Source organism: Bacillus sp. TE9106W (assembly GCF_054062215.1).
In genome coordinates this window covers 284,724-306,162 of sequence record NZ_JBSSFA010000001.1, presented here as the reverse complement: position 1 = coordinate 306,162, position 21,439 = coordinate 284,724, and the positions used below count along the sequence as shown (strand labels likewise).

The following is a 21,439-nucleotide window of genomic DNA, read 5'->3' as shown; positions in this document are numbered from 1 at the left end:
CTCTTTTTTCGTTTGTGGATACAATAAGATAGCAACTTTGAAATGATAAAATGGAAGAAAGTGGTGATGTTATCACTGTTTTTGTTACAATAAAAAGATAGGTTAAGAAAAGAAGGGATTTTAATGATGGAAAAAGATGAACGTTTTAAACAGGCCGAGTTTGGTGCTATTGTCGGGATCGTTGGTAATATTATATTAGCGATTATAAAGGCGGTAATTGGTTATATTGGGAACAGTAAAGCGCTATTAGCGGATGCCGTGCATTCTGCATCGGATGTAATTGGTTCGTTAGCCGTACTGTTTGGATTGCGAGCAGCGAAGCAACCGCCCGATGAAGATCATCCGTATGGTCATGGTAAAGCGGAATCGATTTCAGCAATTATTGTTGCAGTATTATTATTTATTGTGGGAATTGAGATAGCAATTTCGTCTATAAAAGCTTTTTCGCAAGAACTAGAACCACCGAAAGGGATTACGATTTTTGCTGTCGTTCTGTCGATTGTTGTGAAAGAAGGAATGTTTCAATATAAATTTCGATTAGGGAAAAGGGTAAATAGTGATGCAATTATTGCAAATGCATATGAGCACCGTTCAGATGTATTTTCTTCAATTGCAGCTTTAATCGGTATTTGTGCAGCGATTATCGGTGGAAAGTTCGGGTTAGATTGGCTTGTATATGCCGATCCAATTGCGGGATTATTTGTTTCACTTCTTGTTGCGAAAATGGCATGGAGTATTGGGGCAGAAGCGATTCATGCAACGCTTGATCATGTTCTTCATGAGGAAGATGTTATTCCGCTTAGAGAAGCCGTACTTCAAATAGATGGTGTGAAAAAAATCGGCTCGTTATACGCAAGGGAACATGGTCATTACGTTATTGTTGATATTAAAGTTTCTGTAGATCCATATATTACTGTAGAAGAAGGACATCGCATTGGAAAGCATGTGAAAGAAACGCTTATGAAACAAGATAACGTACAAAATGTGTTTGTACATATAAATCCGTATTCTCCAAATTAAACATTATTAACATTTTAGTATATAGATATTGCATCGTAGTTTGCATTATATTGTCACCCCTTAATCTGTCTTGTATAATGAACAGGTTAAGGGGTGATTTCGTGTTACAACCGAAGACGCGTTGGAAAGAAAAAGAATATAATGGCGAGCGAGTGAGTGAATTAGCAAGTAAATTACAATTATCACCACTTGTCGTTTCGTTATTCCTCGGTAGAGGACTAGATACAGAAGATAAGATTTTAGATTTTTTAAATACAGAAAATCAAGAATTTCATGATCCATTTTTATTAGAAGGAATGGATAGAACGGTAGAACGTGTAAATAAGGCGATTCAAAATGGAGAGCAAATATTAATATTTGGTGACTACGATGCGGACGGAGTAAGTAGTACGACTGTATTATATGTTGCCTTACAAGAATTAGGTGCAGACGTAGAATTTTATATCCCAAACCGTTTTACAGAAGGTTATGGACCAAACGAAGAAGCATTCCGTTGGGCACATAGCGCGGGATTCTCACTTATTATTACTGTTGATACTGGTATCGCAGCTGTACATGAAGCGAAAGTAGCGAAGGAACTTGGGATAGATCTTATTATTACAGATCACCATGAGCCGCCACCAGAATTGCCAGAAGCACTTGCGATTATTCATCCGAAATTAGATGGCGGTGTGTATCCGTTTCACTATTTAGCGGGCGTTGGTGTTGCGTTTAAAGTTGCGCATGCACTACTGGGCCGTGTACCAGAGCATTTATTAGAAATTGCAGTAATTGGTACAGTAGCCGATTTAGTATCACTTCACGGTGAAAATAGATTGCTAGTGAAGCGCGGTTTAAAACATATGCGCATGACGAAAAATATTGGACTAAAGGCGCTATTTAAAGTAGCTAACGTTTCGCAAAGTGAAATTACAGAAGAGAGTATTGGCTTCTCAATCGCACCTCGTATTAATGCAGTTGGACGTTTAGAAGATGCTACGCCGGCTGTACATCTTTTATTATCAGAGGAGCCGGAAGAAGCGAAAGAGCTAGCTGAAGAAATTGATGAACTGAACAAACTGCGAAAAGATATTGTAAAGCAAATTACAGAAGAAGCTATCGCTGAGGTGGAAACGAATTTCCCGCCTGAAGACAATAAAGTATTAGTGCTTGCAAAAGAAGGATGGAATCCAGGTGTAATTGGAATTGTCGCTTCTAAATTAGTTGAACGTTTTTATCGTCCAACGATTGTATTATGCATTGATCCTGTAAAAGAAACTGCAAAAGGTTCAGCGCGTAGTATTGCAGGATTCGATCTGTTTGCAAACTTGTCAGATTGTAGAGAGTTATTGCCACACTTCGGGGGACATCCGATGGCAGCGGGAATGACGCTACATATGAATGATGTAGATGAATTACGCCGCCGTTTAAATGAGCAAGCAGAGGAAATTTTAACGGAAGAAGATTTTATCCCAATTACAGCTGTCGATGCTTTTTGTAAAGTGGAGGACGTAACACTTGCAGCAATCGAGGATATGCAAAAGTTGGCACCATTTGGTGTTGGAAATCCAAAGCCACGTATTGCGGTGAAGGATGCAGAGTTAGAAAGTATTCGTGCAATCGGATCAGACGGTTCTCATTTAAAAATGGCTCTTCGTGATGGACAGGCAACACTTGATACGATCGGGTTTGGATTTGGAGCGTACGCGAAAGAAATTTCTCCAGTTGCAAAGGTATCTGTAATCGGGGAAGCGTCTATCAATGAATGGAATAATTTTAAGAAACCGCAATTAATGGTACAAGATATTGCTGTAGAGGCATGGCAATTATTTGATTGGCGTAGTATGCGTAACGTAGAAGCAAATGTAGCAGAACTTCCGAAAGAAAAAATAACGATGGTGTATTTTTCTAAAGAGGTATTGCATAAATTTTCTTTAGAAGACTATAAAGAGCATATGATGCATGCATCAGAAGTAACCGAGTTAGATGAGCAATACATCGTGTTACTTGATTTACCAAAAGGAACAGATGAATTACGAGATCTATTTAAAGTTGGGTTCCCGTCGCGAATTTATACGCTATTTTATCAAGAGAATAATCATTTATTTAGTACTGTTCCAACGAGGGATCACTTTAAATGGTACTATTCATTCTTGAGCCAAAAATCACCATTTTCTTTAAGACAATATGGAGAACAACTATGTCAACATAAAGGTTGGTCAAAAGATACAGTAAATTTCATGACACAGGTGTTTTTTGAGTTAGAATTTGTTACAATAAAAGATGGCGTCATTTTTATGGCAGACAAAAAACAAAAGCGTGATTTAATTGAATCGAACACATATCGTGAGAAAATGAACCACTTACAATTAGAAAAAGAGTTGGTTTATAGCACATATCAGCAACTATATACATGGTTTGAAACGATTCGTAATCATAAAGAAGTAGAACAGCTAGGGTAAAGGATTTGTATTTACAAACCTTTTAGATCTGAGGAGGATTCAGAAATATGGATTTCAAGCAACATATCGCAATTGTACCGGACTATCCAAAAGAAGGTATTGTGTTTAAAGACATTACACCGTTAATGAACGACGGTAAAGCATACAAAGCAGCAACAGATGCAATCGTTGAGTATGCAAAAGAGAGAGACATCGACCTTGTAGTAGGACCAGAAGCTCGTGGCTTTATTATCGGTTGCCCAGTTTCTTACGCATTAGAAGTAGGATTTGCGCCAGTTCGTAAATTAGGAAAATTACCACGTGAAGTAATTACAGTTGACTACGGTAAAGAGTATGGTAAAGATGTTTTAACAATCCATAAAGATGCAATTAAGCCAGGCCAACGCGTATTAATTACAGATGATCTATTAGCTACAGGTGGAACAATCGAAGCGACAATTAAGCTAGTTGAAGAGCTAGGCGGAGTTGTAGCAGGAATTGCATTCTTAGTAGAACTTACTTACTTAGATGGTCGTAAAATGTTAGATGGTTACGATGTATTAGTATTAGAAAAATACTAATCGCTATATAGGTAAAACTACGGTGATAAGAAGTACCCGTGAATCTCTTGGAGAGGAGCGGGTACTTTTGTATAATTGAACAAAAAATTATGGTGAAATGTCAGTAAAATCTTTTCCTTTTCACAATTCACAATCATTGGGTTATAATGATAGAATATAATTTATTCTATTTAATAAAGATAAAGTCAATTTTCAATAAAAGGTGATTCGATGGCAAATGAGCAGGTACTAACAGCTGAACAGGTACTCGAGAAAGCAAGTCAATATTTAGTGGATGAAGATATTGAGCTAGTAGCACGTGCCTATGAATATGCACGCGATGCACATAGCGAACAATACAGAAAATCGGGTGAACCGTACATTATTCATCCAATTCAAGTTGCAGGTATTTTAGTTGATTTACACATGGATCCAGCTACAGTATCAGCAGGTTTCTTACATGATGTAGTAGAAGATACAGAGATTACATTAGAAGATATTGAACGGGAATTTAATAAAGAAATTGCTATGCTTGTCGATGGTGTAACAAAGCTCGGAAAGATTAAATATAAATCTCATGAGCAACAACAAGCAGAAAACCATCGCAAAATGTTTATTGCAATGGCTCAAGATATTCGAGTTATTTTAATTAAACTAGCTGATCGTCTTCATAACATGCGTACATTGAAACATTTGCCTCAAGAGAAGCAGCGTCGCATTGCGAATGAAACGTTAGAAATCTTTGCACCTTTAGCACATAGACTCGGAATTAGTACTATTAAATGGGAGCTAGAGGATACGTCACTTCGCTATTTAAATCCACAGCAATATTATCGTATTGTAAATTTAATGAAGCGTAAACGTGCAGAACGTGAAGAGTATTTAGACGAAGTAATGACTGGTATTCGTGAGAAATTAGACGAAGTTGCAATTCAACCGGAGATTTCTGGAAGACCAAAACATATTTACAGTATTTATCGTAAAATGGCACTGCAAAATAAACAGTTCAATGAAATTTACGATTTATTAGCTGTACGTGTCGTTGTAAATAGTATTAAAGATTGTTATGCAGTACTTGGAATTATTCATACGTGCTGGAAGCCGATGCCAGGTCGTTTTAAAGACTATATTGCAATGCCGAAAGCAAATCTATATCAATCTCTTCATACGACTGTAATTGGACCGAAAGGTGATCCGCTTGAAGTGCAAATTCGTACGAAAGAAATGCATGAGATTGCAGAATTCGGGATCGCGGCACACTGGGCGTATAAAGAAGGAAAAACAGCAGAAACAACAGGCACATTAGAGAAGAAACTTACATGGTTCCGTCAAATATTAGAATGGCAAAATGAAGCTTCTAATGCAGAAGAGTTTATGGAGTCGTTAAAAATTGATTTATTCTCTGACATGGTATTCGTCTTTACACCGAAAGGCGATGTAATGGAATTGCCACTTGGATCTGTTCCAATTGACTTTGCATATCGTGTGCATTCAGAGATTGGGAATAAAACAATTGGTGCAAAAGTAAACGGGAAAATGGTGACACTTGACTATAAATTAAAAACAGGTGACATCATTGAAATTTTAACATCGAAACATTCGTATGGACCAAGTCAAGATTGGGTGAAACTAGCTCAAACATCTCATGCAAAAAACAAAATACGTCAATTCTTTAAGAAGCAACGTAGAGATGAAAATATTGAAAAAGGCCGTGAACTTGTTGAGAAAGAAGTGCGTAGCCTAGAGTATGAGATGAAAGAAGTGTTAGCTCCTGACAATTTAAAACGTGTTGCTGAAAAATTCAACTTTGCAAATGAAGAAGATATGTTTGCAGCAGTTGGATATAATGGCATCACTGCATCACAAATTGTTACGCGACTAACGGACAAGTTCCGTAAGCAACGTGAAGAAGAAGAGATTGTTGAAGTTAAAGAAGTTCGTAAACCGATGAAAATTCGAAAATGGGATTCTGGCGTTAAAGTGAGCGGTGCGGATAATTTATTAATTCGTTTATCAAAATGCTGTAACCCAGTACCTGGTGATGATATCGTTGGATATATTACGAAAGGCCGAGGCGTATCAATTCACCGCCGTGATTGTGTAAATGTTCATACAGAAGAAGCGATAGAACGTTTATTAGAAGTAGAGTGGGAAGGTAGTCCTGAAAAAGAAATTGAGTATAACGTTGATATTGAAATTTCAGGTTACGATCGCCGTGGTTTATTAAACGAAGTATTACAAGCTGTTACAGAGACGAAAACGTACATTTCAGCAGTTTCTGGTAGAAGTGACCGTAATAAGATGGCGACAATTAATATGTCAATCTCTATTCGTAACTTACAGCACTTGAAAAAAGTAGTAGAACGCATTAAACGTGTTCCAGAAATTTATGCAGTACGACGCATGATGCATTAATAGGGAGTGTAGAAAAGATGAGAGTTGTTTTACAACGATCAAAAGAAGCGTCTGTCACAGTAGACGGTGAGATCGTAGGACAAATTCCGTTCGGTTTAACATTACTAGTTGGCATTACGCATGAAGATACAGAAAAAGATGCAACTTACATTGCAGAAAAAATTGCGAACTTACGTATTTTTGAAGATGAGAGCGGAAAGATGAACCATTCTGTACTTGATGTAGAAGGACAAGTTCTATCTATTTCGCAATTCACATTATACGGAGATTGCCGCAAGGGAAGACGTCCAAACTTTATGGATGCTGCCAAACCTGACTATGCAGAGCGTTTATATGATTTCTTTAATGAAGAAGTACGTAAGCAAGGATTGCATGTAGAAACAGGGAAGTTCGGAGCAATGATGGATGTTTTTTTAATCAATGATGGTCCGGTTACCTTAATTGTGGAAAGTAAATAGTGTTGCTTAAGAAGAGAGGATGATATCATCCTCTCTTTTTTATACATTGTTGTATGTTTTGTTCATTTAATATAGGATGAATTTGGAAGGGGATAAAAGGAAAAGAAGGTGTAGCATCCTATTTTGGCGAATGGACTTGCGATTATTATTGTTGTGAATCGAGTGTTAATGTTTATTTGGAATCAATAGATTAGGTCATTACTTATATAGTATAATGTAAAAAATGGTAAAAATATTCGAGTGTATGTGTGATAAGGGGAGATAGTATATGAATTGGTCAGTCTTTAAAGATTTAAAATTTTTATTGCGATTTAGCTTTGCTATTCTTTTCAATGCATTAGGAATTATTTTCGCAGTGTTAAGTTACGGTACTTGGGTAATATTTGTAATGGCAGCGATGGTTGCAACATTCTTTATGATTCAAAGAGGTAATTATTTATATAAGAGCGTTATGGAATAACGTTATTCGTTTGTATGTATAACCCTTTCATCAATATGGAACAATAAAAAGTAAAACATCCATATTGAATGTGAGGGATATACGTATGCGTATGAATGAAAAAGGGCATTCTGTTACAAATGGTGCAAATCAACTGTTTAACGTAAATTTTCATGATTTTATTTCAAAAGAGCAAAACAATACTTCGATGGAACTTGCTTCTGAGTTTGGCATTTCTCTTCAAGATGTAAAGCGTCTAAAGAAGCAGATTGAACGTTCTTAGAGCACTTGACAATCCTACTGAACAAACGTATAGTAATTTTATATTTACATATGAATATAACCGTTGATAGAGAAGAGTAAATGAGACACACATGGAAAGAGAAGAAATGTCTTAGGCTGAAAACATTTCTACATGATGACTGATTGAATGACACTCTAGAGGTTTCAACTTGAACGGCATATACGCTTAGTAGGGATGAACGCACATTTAAGCGTTATTAAAAAAGTGGAAGCATACGTGCTTCAATTAGGGTGGCACCACGGGTATAATACTCTCGTCCCTACTGTTCAAACAGTAGAGGCGGGAGTTTTTTTATTTTTATTAAGATTAAAACAATTTGAGGAGGAACTGAATATGTCTATTCAAATCCCACGCGGAACGCAAGATATTCTTCCAGGCACTGTTGAGTTATGGCAGTATATCGAAGGGCAAGCACGCGAAATTTGCCGTCGTTACAATTATAAAGAAATTCGTACACCGATTTTTGAACACACTGAGTTATTTTTACGTGGTGTTGGTGATACGACAGATATCGTGCAAAAAGAAATGTACTCATTCCAAGATCGTGGAGAGCGTAGTTTAACATTACGTCCAGAAGGCACTGCACCTGTTGTACGTTCTTACGTTGAAAACAAAATGTTCGGTGACGCAACACAACCAACGAAATTATATTATATTGGTCAAATGTTCCGTTACGAAAGACCACAAGCAGGTCGCTATCGTCAATTCGTACAATTCGGTATTGAAGCAATCGGTAGTAACGATCCTGCAATTGATGCAGAAGTAATTGCACTTGCTGTAGAGTTTTACCGAGGCATGGGCTTAAAAAATATTAAAGTTGTATTAAACAGCTTAGGTGATGCAGCGAGCCGTCAAGCGCACCGTGATGCATTAATCGCACACTTTGAGCCACGTATCGGTGAGTTCTGTTCTGACTGTCAATCTCGTTTAGAAAAGAACCCTCTTCGTATTTTAGATTGTAAGAAGGACCGTAACCATGAATTAATGGGAACAGCACCATCTATTACAGAATACTTAAACGAAGATTCAGCAGTATACTACGACAAAGTTCAAGAACTATTAACGATGATGGATGTTCCATTTGAAAAAGATCCGAACTTAGTACGTGGTTTAGACTACTACCAGCACACTGTTTTTGAAATTATGAGTGAAGCAGAAGGTTTCGGTGCGATCACTACACTAAGCGGTGGTGGCCGTTATAACGGACTTGTACAAGAAATCGGTGGACCAGAAATGCCAGGTATCGGTTTTGCGATGAGTATTGAACGTTTAATTATGGCGCTAAAAGCTGAAAATATTGAATTACCAATTGAACATAGTATTGATTGTTACGTTGTAGCGCTTGGTGAAAAAGCGAAAGACCATGCTGCAAAAGTTGCGTTTGATCTTCGTAAAGCTGGATTAGCAGTTGAAAAAGATTATTTAGATCGCAAAATGAAAGCACAATTTAAATCAGCAGATCGTCTAAAAGCGAAATTCGTAGCTGTACTAGGGGAAGATGAGCTAGATAAAGGCATCATTAACCTAAAAGATATGGCAACAGGCGAACAAGAAGAAGTAGCATTAGATGTGTTTGCTTCATACGTAGCAGAGAAATTAATATAGGGGGAACTTACAGTGGCTGAAAGAACACATGCATGTGGAAAAGTAACAGTAGAAGCAGTTGGACAAACAGTTCAATTAAAAGGTTGGGTACAAAAACGCCGTGATTTAGGTGGATTAATCTTTATCGACTTACGTGATCGTACAGGTATCGTACAAGTTGTATTTAACCCAGAAACATCAAAAGAAGCGCTAGAAGTAGCAGAAACAATTCGTAGCGAATACGTATTACACGTAGAAGGTACAGTTGTTGAGCGTGGTGAAGGCGCAATTAATGACAATATGGCAACAGGTCGTATTGAAGTACAAGCAACGAAAGTAAACGTATTAAATGCAGCGAAAACAACGCCAATCATTATTGCTGATGATACAGATGCATCAGAAGATGTGCGTTTAAAATATCGTTATTTAGACTTACGTCGTCCTGTAATGTTTAACACATTCAAAATGCGTCACGACGTAACGAAAACAATTCGTAACTTCTTAGATACAGAAGAGTTCTTAGAAGTGGAAACACCAATTTTAACGAAGAGCACACCAGAAGGCGCTCGTGACTATTTAGTACCAAGTCGTGTACATGACGGTGAATTCTATGCATTACCACAGTCTCCACAGCTATTTAAACAGCTTCTTATGGTCGGTGGATTTGAGCGTTACTATCAAGTAGCACGTTGTTTCCGTGACGAAGATTTACGTGCGGATCGTCAACCAGAATTCACGCAAATCGATATTGAGGCTTCATTCTTAACACAAGATGAAATTTTAGATATGATGGAGCGCATGATGACGAAAGTTATGAAGGATGCAAAAGGTGTAGAAGTTAGCGCACCATTCCCTCGTATGAAATATGCTGATGCAATGGCTCGCTACGGCTCTGATAAGCCAGATACACGCTTTGAAATGGAACTAACAGACTTATCTGAGTTTGCAGCAGGTTGTGGGTTTAAAGTATTTACAAGTGCTGTAGAAAGCGGCGGACAAGTAAAAGCAATTAATGCAAAAGGTGCTGCGAGCAAATACTCTCGTAAAGATATCGATGCATTAACTGAATTCGTAAAAGTATACGGTGCAAAAGGTTTAGCTTGGCTTAAAGTGGAAGAAGATGGCTTAAAAGGACCAATCGCGAAATTCTTCGGTGAAGAAGATGCGAACGTGTTAATGAATACATTAGAAGCTACTGCTGGTGACTTATTACTATTCGTAGCAGATAAGAAGAGCGTTGTTGCAGATAGCTTAGGCGCACTTCGTTTACGTCTAGGTAAAGAGCTTGAGTTAATTGACGAAAGTAAATTTAACTTCCTATGGGTAACGGATTGGCCACTTCTTGAGTACGACGAAGATGCAGATCGTTACTTCGCAGCTCACCACCCATTCACAATGCCTTTCCGTGAAGATGTTGAGTTATTAGAAACAGCACCAGAAAAAGCACGTGCACAAGCATATGACCTTGTATTAAACGGTTATGAGCTTGGCGGTGGATCACTTCGTATTTACGAGCGTGACGTACAAGAAAAAATGTTCAAAGCACTTGGATTCTCACAAGAAGAAGCACAAGAGCAATTCGGATTCTTATTAGAAGCATTCGAATACGGTACGCCACCACACGGCGGTATCGCATTAGGTTTAGACCGTCTTGTTATGTTACTTGCAGGTCGTACGAACCTTCGTGATACAATTGCGTTCCCGAAAACAGCAAGCGCAAGCTGCTTATTAACAGAAGCTCCAAGTCCAGTTGCAGAAGCACAGCTTGAAGAGCTGAACTTGAAGTTGAACGTGAAAGAAGAGAAGTAAGAAAAAAGTCTAGATGGTTATACTATAGCCGTCTAGACTTTTTTTGGGAGGTTGTTTAAAAAGTCCGGTTCAGATGGCTGTCGCATCTCGTCGTTACGTATGCTAGTCCGGTGCTCGAGTAGTAACGCTACACTGCGCTCCTCCTAGCATACGTGCCTCGATCTGCTCGGCCCCCTGAATCCTCCTTTTTAAACGTGTATTGGAAGGAAGTTTAAAAAGTCCGGTTCAGATAACTGTCGCATCTCGTCGTTACGTATGCCAGTCCGGTGCTCGAGTAGTAACGCTACACTGCGTTCCTCCTGGCTTCAGCGCCTCGATCTGCTCGGTTCTTTAAAACCTCCTTGTTAAACGTGTATTTAGGAAGAAATAAAATTCTGGTCTATGTTTTCATTCTCGAAATATGTATTTTTAGGAATTCTATAACTTTTTCTATACAAATAGTCGGAAAAACGCTAGAATACATGGTAGACCATTTTTGTAATAGGAGTGTAGAGCTGAATGTTACATCAATTTTCACGTAATGAATTAGCCTTCGGTAAAGAAGGACTTGAAATATTAAAAAATAGTACAGTCGGTATTTTAGGAATTGGCGGCGTAGGTTCTTTTGCAGCTGAAGCATTAGCGCGTTCTGGCGTAGGGCGTCTCGTATTAGTTGACAAAGACGTTGTAGATATTACAAACGTAAACCGTCAAATTCATGCTTTAGTATCTACTGTAGGACGTTCAAAAGTAGAATTAATGAAAGAGCGTATCGCAGATATTAACCCAGAGTGTGAAGTAATTGGACTAGAAATGTTTTATACAGATGAAACATATGAAGAGTTCTTTAAGCATGGTTTAGACTTCGTAGTGGATGCATCTGATACGATTACGTTCAAAATTCATTTAATTAAACAATGTTTACGCCGTAAAATTAAAATTATCTCAAGTATGGGTGCAGCAAATAAAATGGATCCAACTCGTTTTCGTATTGCGGACATCTCTAAAACACATACAGATCCAATTGCGAAGGTAATCCGTACGAAGCTTCGTAAAGAGGGCATTAAAAAAGGTGTGAAAGTTGTTTTCTCTGACGAAAATCCAATCGTAATTCGTGAAGAAGTACGTAAAGAAATTGTACCAGACGAAAATGCGAAAATTCGTAAAGCGAAATTACCGCCTTCATCAAATGCATTCGTACCATCTGTGGCAGGCTTAATTATGGCGAGTCACGTTGTGCGTGAACGCATTAAAAATGTCGAAGTGAAGCGTGTAGGGCAAGAATAAAAAGAAAGCATATATCCGTCTAGGGTATATGCTTTTTCTATTATATTTTAAAGAACTGCTGATATTTGCAATACTAATACTTCAAGTGTAAGTAATCCTAATAAAGAATAATCGTATTTATCCGACTTATAAGCTGAGGTCTTTTTTAAACTATGAATGGTAAAAAGACCTAATATTAGGACGAGAATGCCAAGCGTTATTTTGAAGAATATTAATGAAATAGCAATCATCTCCCTTCGATCGTATATGTTCATATTAACATTTTAGTGAAATATATCCAATTAATCCTAGATGTTTATTTTTATAACAAATCGACTTATTTTGTCAACATTTGTCGGTGAATCGATATTCCTTGTCGAATCGTCGATATAACTAAAAAATCGTTGATATATTTGAAAAATCGTCGATATAATTTCATTTACCAATACATTATTCACAGAAAAAAAACAGGGATGTCACTTAATCAAAAAAGTGACATCCCTATTTTTAATTCTCTGCAGAATAAATAATATCTAAATTACCATTTTGATCTGTCTTAAAAATCGGAGCGATCTGTTCTTCTTGTTCTTCAACTGAAACAAGTTTTCGAGCACGGTCCATAATTCTAACGAGCATTGCGTAATCTTCTTCGATTGCTTGTTGTTTTTTTGTGAGTACGGCTAATTTAGTTTCAAGCTCATCATTCGTTTTTTGCAAGGAAGTGAGCTGAGCTTGTAGTACATCATTTTCAGTTTGTAACTTTGCGAGTGAAGGGTTGGTATGCTCTAAGTTTTGCAAAAACGAGATGACATTTTGCATTGTAAGTTCTTGTTTACTTGGCGTAATATCTTCAGAAAACTTAGCATCGATTACGAGTTGTTTCGTTTTCGTGAAATGCTCTTTTTCTATTTTAGCTTCAGAGCGCTTTAATTCTTTCCGTTGTTTTTTCGCAAGCTGCACCGAATCTTCGTAATTCGGTCTTACTTCAGCATTCCATCTAAAGCCGCAAGCTGCTGAAGTGCGGTTCAATGCATCGCCGACTTCATCGAATGCTTTTATTTGTGTACTGCCGCTGCGAATATGCCGTAAAACAGTTTCGGCTAAAAGGAGATCGTCTTCTTTTGTCCATGCATCTTGACGTGTTTTCATAAGCGAAGCCTCCATAATGGTGACGTTTTCGCTTATGTTACCCTTTATTTTTTGTTTTATTCGAACTTTGTAATCTTTCATATACAGTAGAAAGTGCTTGTTCAAATTTCCCTGTTGTTTTTGGTTTATAATATTGTTTGTTTTTTATTTTATCAGGTAAGTATTGTTGTTGTACCCAGCCATTTGGTTGGTCGTGTGGGTATAAGTATCCAATGCCTCTTCCAAGTGCCTCTGCGCCTTTATAATGACTATCTTTTAAATGACTTGGAATGTCTCCTGTTTGACCGTTACGTAAATCGTGTAATGCAGCATCAAGTGCTTTATAAGCTGAGTTCGATTTAGGTGATAAGCAAAGCTCGATAACAGCATTTGCAAGTGGTATGCGTGCTTCTGGGAATCCAACTCGTTCCGCTGATTCTATAGCTGCTAGCGTACGCGGTCCAGCTTGCGGGCTAGCAAGTCCAATATCTTCATATGCCATAATAAGAAGACGTCTACTGATGCTTTGTAAATCACCAGCTTCAATAAGACGTGCTAAATAATGAAGTGCTGCATTTACATCGCTTCCGCGCACCGATTTTTGAAATGCCGATAATACGTCATAATGAGCATCCCCGCCCTTGTCATGAACGAAGCTCTTTTTTTGTAAACATTCTTCTGCGATTTCTAGCGTAATTTCCGCAGCTTTATCATCAGTTGTAAAGCTAGATAAAACAGCTAGTTCAAGTGCATTATAAGCGGAACGCATATCTCCGCCTGATGCATTTGCAAAGTGATGTAATGCCTCAGGTGTAACAGTTACATCATATTCTCCAAGACCTTTTTCTTTATCTTCAAGTGCTCGTTTTAAGCCAATTAAAAGATCATCTTCTGTTAATGCGTGTAATTCAAAGATTTGACAACGACTTCGAATAGCAGAATTAATAGCATGGAACGGATTACTCGTCGTTGCACCAATTAAAGTAAGGAGTCCACTTTCTAAATGGGGTAATAAAAAATCCTGTTTTGCTTTATCTAGACGGTGTACTTCATCTAAAATTAAAACGAGGTGTCGATGCATCTTTGCCTCTTGTACGACAACTTCCATATCTTTTTTATTATGAGTAACAGCGTTTAATAGGCGAAAAGGGGTTCCGGTACTTCCGGCAATTGCGCTCGCGATAGATGTTTTTCCAGTGCCTGGAGGGCCATATAAAATCATAGATTGAAAATGATTCGCTTGGACCATTCGCCATAAAATTTTTCCTTCGCCAACTAAATGTTGTTGTCCGATAATTTCTTGAATATTTGTAGGGCGCATTCGATGTGCGAGTGGTTGTTTCATTTTTACCGTCTCCCTTAATGTATAATCTCTTTCTATCGTATCATTTTTTTTAGTGGAATTTGAAATAGGATGCTGTTTTGTGGGAAAAATGAATATGAATATTTTCATTTTTCTTTCAATTGTAATAATTTCCGAGTTTTTCAATGTGATTTTATGTTATCATTTTGATACACAAGTTGAAATTTCTTATAATACTATATTATGCTATAATTTCATAGGATTTTAAATTGTGTTCTTTTATAAATAAGATATAACCAATAGAAGTGAAAATTTGAAAAGAGGTGCAAAATAGATGAAGATTTCAACGAAAGGCCGCTACGGCTTAACAATTATGATCGATCTTGCAAAAAAGTTTGGTGAAGGTCCGATTTCATTAAAATCAATTGCGCAGGCACATGACTTATCGGAACATTACTTAGAGCAATTAATTTCACCACTTCGTAACGCGCGACTAGTAAAGAGTACGCGCGGGGCATATGGCGGATATGTATTATCAGATCAGCCGGCTAACATTACAGCTGGGGATGTAATCCGTGTGTTAGAGGGTCCGATTAGTGTTGTAGAAATGATAGAAGAAGAAGAGCCAGCACAACGCCAATTATGGATGCGTGTTCGTGATGCGGTGCAAGAAGTGTTAGATAGTACAACGTTAGAAGATTTAGTACGTTATGAGGAAGAAAATCACGGGGGCTATATGTTTTACATTTAATTCCTTGTGAAACGATTTGGAAAGAAGGAGATTTAATGGAACGCATTTACTTAGATCATGCTGCGACATCTCCGACTCACCCAGAAGTGGTCGAAAAGATGATTCCATATATGACAGAAACATTCGGAAACCCGTCTAGTATTCACTTTTATGGACGTCAAACGCGCCATGCAGTAGATGAGGCGAGACGCGCGTGTGCACGTAGCATTCATGCGAATCCGAATGAAATTATATTTACGAGCGGTGGTACAGAAGCTGATAATTTAGCACTTATCGGTGTAGCACGTGCGAACCGTCATAAAGGTAACCACATTATAACGACGCAAATTGAACATCATGCAATTTTGCATACGTGTGAATTGTTAGAGCGTGAAGGGTTTGAAGTGACATATTTACCTGTTGATGAAACAGGACGCGTTCAAGTTTCTGACATACAGAAGACATTAACAGAAGAGACGATTCTTGTATCTGTTATGTTTGGGAATAATGAAGTTGGGACGATGCAACCAATTGCAGAAATAGGTAAGTTGCTAAAAGAGCATCAAGCTTATTTCCATACAGATGCGGTACAAGCTTACGGTCTAGTAGAAATTAATGTGAAAGAGTTCGGTATTGATTTATTATCGATCTCAGCTCATAAAATTAACGGACCAAAAGGTGTCGGGTTCTTATACGCTGGTGCAAATGTGAAATTTGAACCGTTATTAATAGGCGGAGAGCAGGAAAGAAAACGCCGTGCTGGTACTGAAAATGTGCCAAGTATTGTTGGTTTGCAACATGCAATTTTGCTAGCTGAAAAAACTCGTGAGCAAAAAAATGCCCAATATGAAGAGTTTAAAGATATAATGGTATCTGTCTTCCAAAATGAAGACATTACTTTCGAGGTAAACGGAAACTTAGAATGTCGCTTACCACATGTGCTTAATATTAGTTTTACAGGAATGAACATTGAACCGTTTCTTGTGAACTTAGACTTAGCTGGCATTGCAGTATCAAGTGGTTCGGCGTGTACAGCTGGTTCGATTGATCCATCACATGTATTAGTGGCGATGTTCGGAAAAGACTCCGATCAAATACGTTCATCCGTACGCTTTAGTTTCGGACTTGGAAATACGAAAGAGCAAATTGAGAAAGCGGCGTACGAAACAGTGAAAATCGTGAAGCGATTAACACAAAATTAGCATGGGAGGTGACATGATGAACAAACTACCTCACGAAACACGCGTTGTCATCGGGATGTCCGGTGGCGTCGATTCATCTGTAGCGGCTCTTTTATTAAAAGAGCAAGGTTATGATGTAATCGGAATTTTTATGAAAAACTGGGATGATACAGATGAGAATGGTGTCTGCACAGCAACAGAAGATTACAATGATGTAATTGAAGTGTGTAACCAAATTGGTATTCCGTATTATGCAGTAAACTTTGAAAAACAATACTGGGATAAAGTATTTACGTACTTCTTAGATGAGTACCGAGCTGGTCGTACACCAAACCCAGATGTAATGTGTAACAAAGAAATTAAATTTAAAGCATTTTTAGAGCATGCAATTGCACTTGGTGCTGATTATGTAGCGACAGGTCATTATGCACGCGTTGCTTATATGGACGGCGAATATAAAATGCTTCGCGGCGTTGACGACAATAAAGACCAAACGTATTTCTTAAATCAATTAAGCCAAGAGCAATTATCAAAAACAATGTTTCCGCTGGGTGAACTGAAGAAACCACAAATTCGTGAAATGGCGAAAGAAGCTGGTTTAGCGACAGCGGCGAAGAAAGATAGTACTGGTATTTGCTTCATTGGTGAGCGTAACTTTAAAGATTTCTTAAGTAACTATTTACCAGCACAACCAGGTGTGATGCAAACATTATCTGGCGAAGTGAAAGGGAAGCATGACGGTTTAATGTACTATACAATTGGACAACGTCATGGTCTTGGTATTGGCGGTAACGGTGATCCGTGGTTTGCTGTTGGGAAAAACTTGAAAGAAAACATTTTATATGTTGATCAAGGATTCCATAACGAACTTCTATATGGCGACGAAGTTATTGCTACCAATGTTGGCTGGGTAAGTAATGAAGCGAAAGAAAAAGAATTTAAGTGCACAGCGAAATTCCGTTATCGTCAAGAAGACAATAAAGTAACGGTTCAAATCGTTGATGAAAATACAGTTCGTATTCTTTGTGACGAGCCAATTCGTGCAATTACACCAGGACAAGCAGTTGTTTTCTATGATGGAGATGAGTGCTTAGGCGGTGCTACAATTGATGAAGTGTACCGTAGCGGTAAGAAACTGGATTATTTAGGATAAAACGAGAAGCCTCTGCCGATTCGCGGTTAGAGGTTTCTTTTACATAAGGCGAATTTTCGTTCGCTTGGAAAATACATTCTTTGTTATAATTTGTTGTAGAGGTGAAGGACATGTCAAACAAACTTGAAACAGGTATTCAATATATGCAAGAAGGAAACTGGGAAGAAGCTGCTAAAAATTTCACAGAAGCAATCGAAGAAAATCCGAAAGATGCGCTTGGGTATATTAATTTTGCAAACTTATTAGATGTATTAGGTGACAGTGAGAGAGCAATTTTATTTTATAAACGTGCATTAGAGTTAGATGATAAATCTGCGGCTGCTTATTATGGATTAGGGAACGTATATTACGGTCAAGAGCAATTTGCAGAGGCGAAAGCTGTATTTGAACAAGCGATGCAAGCTGGATTACAATCAGCTGATGTAACATTTATGCTAGGTATTACGCATGTGCAACTTGGAAATGATCGTCTTGCACTGCCGTTTTTACAAAGAGCAACAGAATTAGATGAAAACGATGTAGAAGCTGTGTTCCAGTGCGGACTTTGTTTTGCACGATTAGAACATATTCAAGAGGCGAAACCTTATTTTGAAAAGGTATTAGAAATGGATGAAGAGCATGCGGATGCGTATTATAATTTAGGTGTTGCGTACGTGTTTGAAGAAAATAACGAGAAGGCTCTTGCTTTATTTAAGAAAGCAACTGAAATTCAGCCAGATCACTTTTTAGCTGGTAATGGTGTTCGTTTATTAGAGCAAGAAGCTGAATAAGAAAAATATTGTTTAATGGGTAGTTATCCCTCATCTAAAGAGGTGGGGGATGTACTGCTCATTAAAGTGAAACGAAACCGGAAAGGAGAGGAAAGATGGGAAATCAACATGCAATGGATTTGTTTGAGGAAGAGAAAAAGTTTATAAAAGCGCAAGTTCTTCATACCATTTTCCACAACGAAGAAAACCTCTATTCCGTTGTCAGTATGAAAGTCATTGAAACGAATGAAACGTACGACGAAAAAAAAGTGATGATAAACGGTCATTTTCCCCGCATGCATGAAGATGAAGTGTTTACGTTGACAGGACATTTTAAAGACCATCCGAAGTATGGGAAACAATATTTAGTTGAAACGTTTAAGAAAGAATTGCCGCAAACAAAAGCAGGTATGGTGCAATATTTAGCGAGTGATTTATTTAAAGGGATAGGAAAACGCACAGCTGAAAAAATTGTGGACCATCTAGGGGAACATGCTATTTCTAAAATTATGGATGATTCTGAGGCTTTAAACGGTGTTGTTAACAAACAAAAAGCGCAAGAAATATATGAGACAATTGTTGAACATCAAGGATTAGAGAAAGTAATGAGTTTTTTAAATGGTTACGGTTTTGGAACGAAGCTTTCTATTAAGATTTATCAGCAGTATAAAGAGATGACATTAGAAGTGATTCGTAATAACCCATATCAGCTTATTGAAGAAGTGGATGGGATTGGATTTGGAAGAGCGGATGATATCGGACGTGCGTTAGGGATATCGGGTAATCATGATGATCGTGTACGTGCGGGATGTTTTTATACGTTAGAGAATGTATCATTACAACTTGGTCACGTTTATATGAGAAAAGATCAACTTGTAAGAGAAACGATGTCACTTTTAAATAATCAAGAAGGAAGAGTGACAGAGGAAGACATTATAAGCTGTATTGAAATGATGCAAAGTGAAGGGAAAGTCATCATCGAAGAAGAGCGAGTATATTTGGCATCGTTATTCTATTCTGAAAAAGGTGTTGTAAAGTCTATTCGCAGGCTCATGAATCAGGAAGAAACACCTTCATTTCCTGAAGCAGAAGTGTTAAAGACGTTAGGTGAAATTGAAGAACAATTGAACGTACAGTATGCGCCGCTTCAGCAAGAAGCAATTCAAACGGCACTTCATAAACCGATGATGTTATTGACAGGTGGACCAGGAACAGGAAAAACAACAGTTATTAAAGGAATTGTTGAAATGTATGCGTCACTTCACGGGCTATCGTTAAATCCGAATGAATACAGTGATGATAATCCATTTCCGATACTATTAACAGCTCCAACAGGAAGAGCAGCGAAGCGAATGAGTGAATCAACAGGGCTTCCAGCTTGCACAATTCACCGTTTACTTGGATGGACGCCAGAAGGGTCTTTCCAGCGTAATGAAACAGATCCGGTACAAGGGAAATTACTCATTATTGATGAATTTTCAATGGTTGATATTTGGCTTGCAAATCAGCTGTTTAAGTCATTGCCGACTAACATTCAAGTTATCGTTGTAGGCGATGAAGATCAATTACCATCTGTAGGACCTGGGCAAGTATTGAAAGATTTATTGAATGCAGGTGCAGTTCCAACAGTAAAGCTTACTGAAATTTATCGTCAAGCGGAAGGTTCATCAGTGATTCAACTTGCCCATGCGATAAAAAATGGAACGCTCCCACCAGATTTAGCGCAAAATCAAAAAGATCGTTCATTTATCGGCTGCACAGGAGCTCAAATTGTTGAGGTTGTTAAGAAGGTTTGCGAAAACGCTAAGACAAAAGGGTTTAGCGCAAGAGATGTACAAGTATTGGCCCCCATGTATCGTGGACCGGCTGGTATTAATGTACTAAACGAAGCGTTGCAAGAAGTGTTTAATCCGAAAAGAGAAAAGAGTAAAGAAATTGCTTACGGTGATGTTGTATACCGAAGAGGCGATAAAGTTTTGCAACTCGTTAATCAGCCGGAGAGCCAAGTGTTTAATGGTGATATCGGCGAAATTGTTTCGGTGTTTTATGCGAAAGAAAACGTTGAGCAACAAGATATGATTATCGTTTCATTTGATGGAATTGAGGTAACATATACAAAACCAGATTTAAATCAAATTACACATGCTTATTGCTGTTCCATTCATAAATCGCAAGGTAGTGAGTTTCCCATTGTGATTATGCCGATAGTGAAAAGTTATAATCGTATGTTACGTCGTAATTTAATTTATACTGGTATTACAAGAAGTAAGAAGTTCCTTATTATTTGCGGGGAGGAAGCTGCTTTTCAGTCTGGTGTAAATCGCCTTGATGATGCAATGCGTCAAACAACTTTAGCTAGCCGCTTGCAAGAATCACAAGGAGAAGTACAGATGGTAACGGTTAATGGCGAAGAAATGGACGTGGAAAACATTTCACCGTATGATTTCATGTAACAAGGTGAAATTATATAGTGAAACTTTCAAACGTATAACGTTGAAAGGCTCCAGCAATGTATAAATGAATGCAGTTTGGACATAATGGCGAATAGAATCCGGGAGACTGTAAGGAGATGAACGCCATATGTTTATTTGTCCAAATTGCAAAGGGAAAGACATTGGAAAAATAGGTGTCAACCAATTTTATTGCTGGAATTGTTATATCGAATTATCGGTTTCAAAGGGGAAAATCCATACGCATCAAGTAGAAGAAGATGGTTCACTAAGCTCTCTTGATGATTTATTTGATGAGAATGAAAGAACGATCGGATAACGAAAAGGGGGATTTACTTTGAATCTACGCAATTCATTAATCGCATTAGGTGTTGGAGCGGCAGCATATCAATATGCTCGCAAACAAGATGTATTTTCAAAACGCAATATGAAAAAAGCACGTAAGATGATTAAATCTTATTTATAAGCGTAAAAAACTCCCTTCATGATAA

General features: G+C 37.9%; 20 protein-coding genes and 1 other annotated feature. Of the genes, 17 read left to right on the top strand and 3 right to left on the bottom strand.

Annotation, left to right across the window (positions count from 1 at the left end; genetic code table 11):
- Positions 1–126 precede the first annotated feature (126 nt).
- The 10 genes from ACVWY7_RS01730 (at position 127) to ACVWY7_RS01685 (ending at position 12,275) form a co-directional block, all read left to right on the top strand.
- Positions 127–1,020 (top strand): cation diffusion facilitator family transporter, encoded by an 894-nt coding sequence (locus ACVWY7_RS01730; RefSeq protein WP_000409725.1) that lies wholly within the window; start codon positions 127–129, stop codon positions 1,018–1,020.
- A 101-nt stretch (positions 1,021–1,121) separates the two neighbouring features.
- Complete coding sequence (gene recJ / locus ACVWY7_RS01725) at positions 1,122–3,461, top strand: single-stranded-DNA-specific exonuclease RecJ (protein WP_105989265.1); 2,340 nt, start codon at positions 1,122–1,124, stop codon at positions 3,459–3,461.
- A gap of 47 nt (positions 3,462–3,508) precedes the next feature.
- Complete coding sequence (locus ACVWY7_RS01720) at positions 3,509–4,021, top strand: adenine phosphoribosyltransferase (RefSeq protein ID WP_000346214.1); 513 nt, start codon at positions 3,509–3,511, stop codon at positions 4,019–4,021.
- Positions 4,022–4,231: 210 nt separating this feature from the next.
- Complete coding sequence (relA, locus tag ACVWY7_RS01715; protein ID WP_001262809.1) at positions 4,232–6,415, top strand: GTP diphosphokinase; 2,184 nt, start codon at positions 4,232–4,234, stop codon at positions 6,413–6,415.
- A gap of 17 nt (positions 6,416–6,432) precedes the next feature.
- A complete protein-coding gene (locus ACVWY7_RS01710) occupies positions 6,433–6,873 on the top strand; it encodes a D-tyrosyl-tRNA(Tyr) deacylase (RefSeq protein ID WP_105989263.1) in 441 nt (146 codons plus the stop codon).
- Positions 6,874–7,141: 268 nt separating this feature from the next.
- A complete protein-coding gene (locus ACVWY7_RS01705; RefSeq protein ID WP_001104597.1) occupies positions 7,142–7,333 on the top strand; it encodes a hypothetical protein in 192 nt (63 codons plus the stop codon).
- An 85-nt stretch (positions 7,334–7,418) separates the two neighbouring features.
- Complete coding sequence (locus ACVWY7_RS01700) at positions 7,419–7,595, top strand: hypothetical protein (RefSeq protein ID WP_001242605.1); 177 nt, start codon at positions 7,419–7,421, stop codon at positions 7,593–7,595.
- A gap of 54 nt (positions 7,596–7,649) precedes the next feature.
- Positions 7,650–7,880: a binding site (T-box leader), on the top strand.
- Positions 7,881–7,949: 69 nt separating this feature from the next.
- Entirely contained in the window at positions 7,950–9,221 is a 1,272-nt protein-coding gene (hisS, locus tag ACVWY7_RS01695; protein ID WP_003161280.1) for a histidine--tRNA ligase, read from the top strand.
- A gap of 12 nt (positions 9,222–9,233) precedes the next feature.
- The gene (gene aspS / locus ACVWY7_RS01690; protein ID WP_000840895.1) at positions 9,234–11,009 is read left to right on the top strand and encodes an aspartate--tRNA ligase; all 1,776 of its coding nucleotides are present in this window, start codon (positions 9,234–9,236) and stop codon (positions 11,007–11,009) included.
- A 498-nt stretch (positions 11,010–11,507) separates the two neighbouring features.
- Positions 11,508–12,275 carry a tRNA threonylcarbamoyladenosine dehydratase gene (locus ACVWY7_RS01685; RefSeq protein ID WP_000903177.1) on the top strand — a complete coding sequence of 256 codons (768 nt, stop codon included), beginning with the start codon at positions 11,508–11,510 and terminating at the stop codon, positions 12,273–12,275.
- A 47-nt stretch (positions 12,276–12,322) separates the two neighbouring features.
- On the opposite strand, the gene ACVWY7_RS01680 is transcribed toward ACVWY7_RS01685, so the two are convergent.
- The 3 genes from ACVWY7_RS01680 to ACVWY7_RS01670 all read right to left on the bottom strand — a co-directional run bounded on the left by ACVWY7_RS01680 (position 12,323) and on the right by ACVWY7_RS01670 (position 14,727).
- A complete protein-coding gene (locus ACVWY7_RS01680; protein WP_240691104.1) occupies positions 12,323–12,529 on the bottom strand; it encodes a hypothetical protein in 207 nt (68 codons plus the stop codon).
- 232 nt (positions 12,530–12,761) lie between these two features.
- Complete coding sequence (locus ACVWY7_RS01675) at positions 12,762–13,403, bottom strand: RsfA family transcriptional regulator (protein WP_105989262.1); 642 nt, start codon at positions 13,401–13,403, stop codon at positions 12,762–12,764.
- A 37-nt stretch (positions 13,404–13,440) separates the two neighbouring features.
- Positions 13,441–14,727: a replication-associated recombination protein A gene (locus tag ACVWY7_RS01670; protein WP_072190830.1), complete on the bottom strand. Its 1,287-nt coding sequence runs from the start codon at positions 14,725–14,727 to the stop codon at positions 13,441–13,443.
- Between the two features lie 292 nt (positions 14,728–15,019).
- On the opposite strand from ACVWY7_RS01670, the gene cymR reads away from it, so the two are divergent.
- From cymR to ACVWY7_RS01635, 7 genes are all read left to right on the top strand, one after another.
- Complete coding sequence (gene cymR, locus ACVWY7_RS01665; RefSeq protein WP_000704116.1) at positions 15,020–15,436, top strand: cysteine metabolism transcriptional regulator CymR; 417 nt, start codon at positions 15,020–15,022, stop codon at positions 15,434–15,436.
- A 35-nt stretch (positions 15,437–15,471) separates the two neighbouring features.
- The gene (locus ACVWY7_RS01660) at positions 15,472–16,617 is read left to right on the top strand and encodes a cysteine desulfurase family protein (RefSeq protein WP_456523629.1); all 1,146 of its coding nucleotides are present in this window, start codon (positions 15,472–15,474) and stop codon (positions 16,615–16,617) included.
- Between the two features lie 16 nt (positions 16,618–16,633).
- On the top strand, positions 16,634–17,749 hold the full coding sequence (gene mnmA, locus ACVWY7_RS01655) for a tRNA 2-thiouridine(34) synthase MnmA (protein WP_001038006.1): 1,116 nt from the start codon (positions 16,634–16,636) through the stop codon (positions 17,747–17,749).
- 110 nt (positions 17,750–17,859) lie between these two features.
- A complete protein-coding gene (locus ACVWY7_RS01650; protein ID WP_000066395.1) occupies positions 17,860–18,519 on the top strand; it encodes a tetratricopeptide repeat protein in 660 nt (219 codons plus the stop codon).
- 95 nt (positions 18,520–18,614) lie between these two features.
- Positions 18,615–20,951, top strand: a complete 2,337-nt coding sequence (gene recD2 / locus ACVWY7_RS01645; protein ID WP_073525564.1) for an SF1B family DNA helicase RecD2 — start codon at positions 18,615–18,617, stop codon at positions 20,949–20,951.
- 127 nt (positions 20,952–21,078) lie between these two features.
- A complete protein-coding gene (locus ACVWY7_RS01640) occupies positions 21,079–21,267 on the top strand; it encodes a hypothetical protein (RefSeq protein WP_000469281.1) in 189 nt (62 codons plus the stop codon).
- An 18-nt stretch (positions 21,268–21,285) separates the two neighbouring features.
- Positions 21,286–21,414, top strand: a complete 129-nt coding sequence (locus ACVWY7_RS01635) for a YrzQ family protein (protein ID WP_001053553.1) — start codon at positions 21,286–21,288, stop codon at positions 21,412–21,414.
- Positions 21,415–21,439: the final 25 nt, after the last annotated feature.

Bases quoted from the DNA above. Each gene is read 5' to 3' on its own strand.
- cymR (WP_000704116.1), top strand. From the start codon at position 15,020: ATGAAGATTTCAACGAAAGGCCGCTACGGCTTAACAATTATGATCGAT.
- ACVWY7_RS01705 (WP_001104597.1), top strand. From the start codon at position 7,142: ATGAATTGGTCAGTCTTTAAAGATTTAAAATTTTTATTGCGATTTAGC.
- ACVWY7_RS01640 (WP_000469281.1), top strand. From the start codon at position 21,079: ATGTTTATTTGTCCAAATTGCAAAGGGAAAGACATTGGAAAAATAGGT.
- ACVWY7_RS01710 (WP_105989263.1), top strand. From the start codon at position 6,433: ATGAGAGTTGTTTTACAACGATCAAAAGAAGCGTCTGTCACAGTAGAC.
- ACVWY7_RS01660 (WP_456523629.1), top strand. From the start codon at position 15,472: ATGGAACGCATTTACTTAGATCATGCTGCGACATCTCCGACTCACCCA.
- ACVWY7_RS01675 (WP_105989262.1), bottom strand. From the start codon at position 13,403: ATGAAAACACGTCAAGATGCATGGACAAAAGAAGACGATCTCCTTTTA.
- ACVWY7_RS01670 (WP_072190830.1), bottom strand. From the start codon at position 14,727: ATGAAACAACCACTCGCACATCGAATGCGCCCTACAAATATTCAAGAA.
- hisS (WP_003161280.1), top strand. From the start codon at position 7,950: ATGTCTATTCAAATCCCACGCGGAACGCAAGATATTCTTCCAGGCACT.
- relA (WP_001262809.1), top strand. From the start codon at position 4,232: ATGGCAAATGAGCAGGTACTAACAGCTGAACAGGTACTCGAGAAAGCA.
- ACVWY7_RS01650 (WP_000066395.1), top strand. From the start codon at position 17,860: ATGTCAAACAAACTTGAAACAGGTATTCAATATATGCAAGAAGGAAAC.
- ACVWY7_RS01685 (WP_000903177.1), top strand. From the start codon at position 11,508: ATGTTACATCAATTTTCACGTAATGAATTAGCCTTCGGTAAAGAAGGA.
- mnmA (WP_001038006.1), top strand. From the start codon at position 16,634: ATGAACAAACTACCTCACGAAACACGCGTTGTCATCGGGATGTCCGGT.
- ACVWY7_RS01680 (WP_240691104.1), bottom strand. From the start codon at position 12,529: ATGAACATATACGATCGAAGGGAGATGATTGCTATTTCATTAATATTC.
- ACVWY7_RS01730 (WP_000409725.1), top strand. From the start codon at position 127: ATGGAAAAAGATGAACGTTTTAAACAGGCCGAGTTTGGTGCTATTGTC.
- ACVWY7_RS01700 (WP_001242605.1), top strand. From the start codon at position 7,419: ATGCGTATGAATGAAAAAGGGCATTCTGTTACAAATGGTGCAAATCAA.
- ACVWY7_RS01720 (WP_000346214.1), top strand. From the start codon at position 3,509: ATGGATTTCAAGCAACATATCGCAATTGTACCGGACTATCCAAAAGAA.
- recD2 (WP_073525564.1), top strand. From the start codon at position 18,615: ATGGGAAATCAACATGCAATGGATTTGTTTGAGGAAGAGAAAAAGTTT.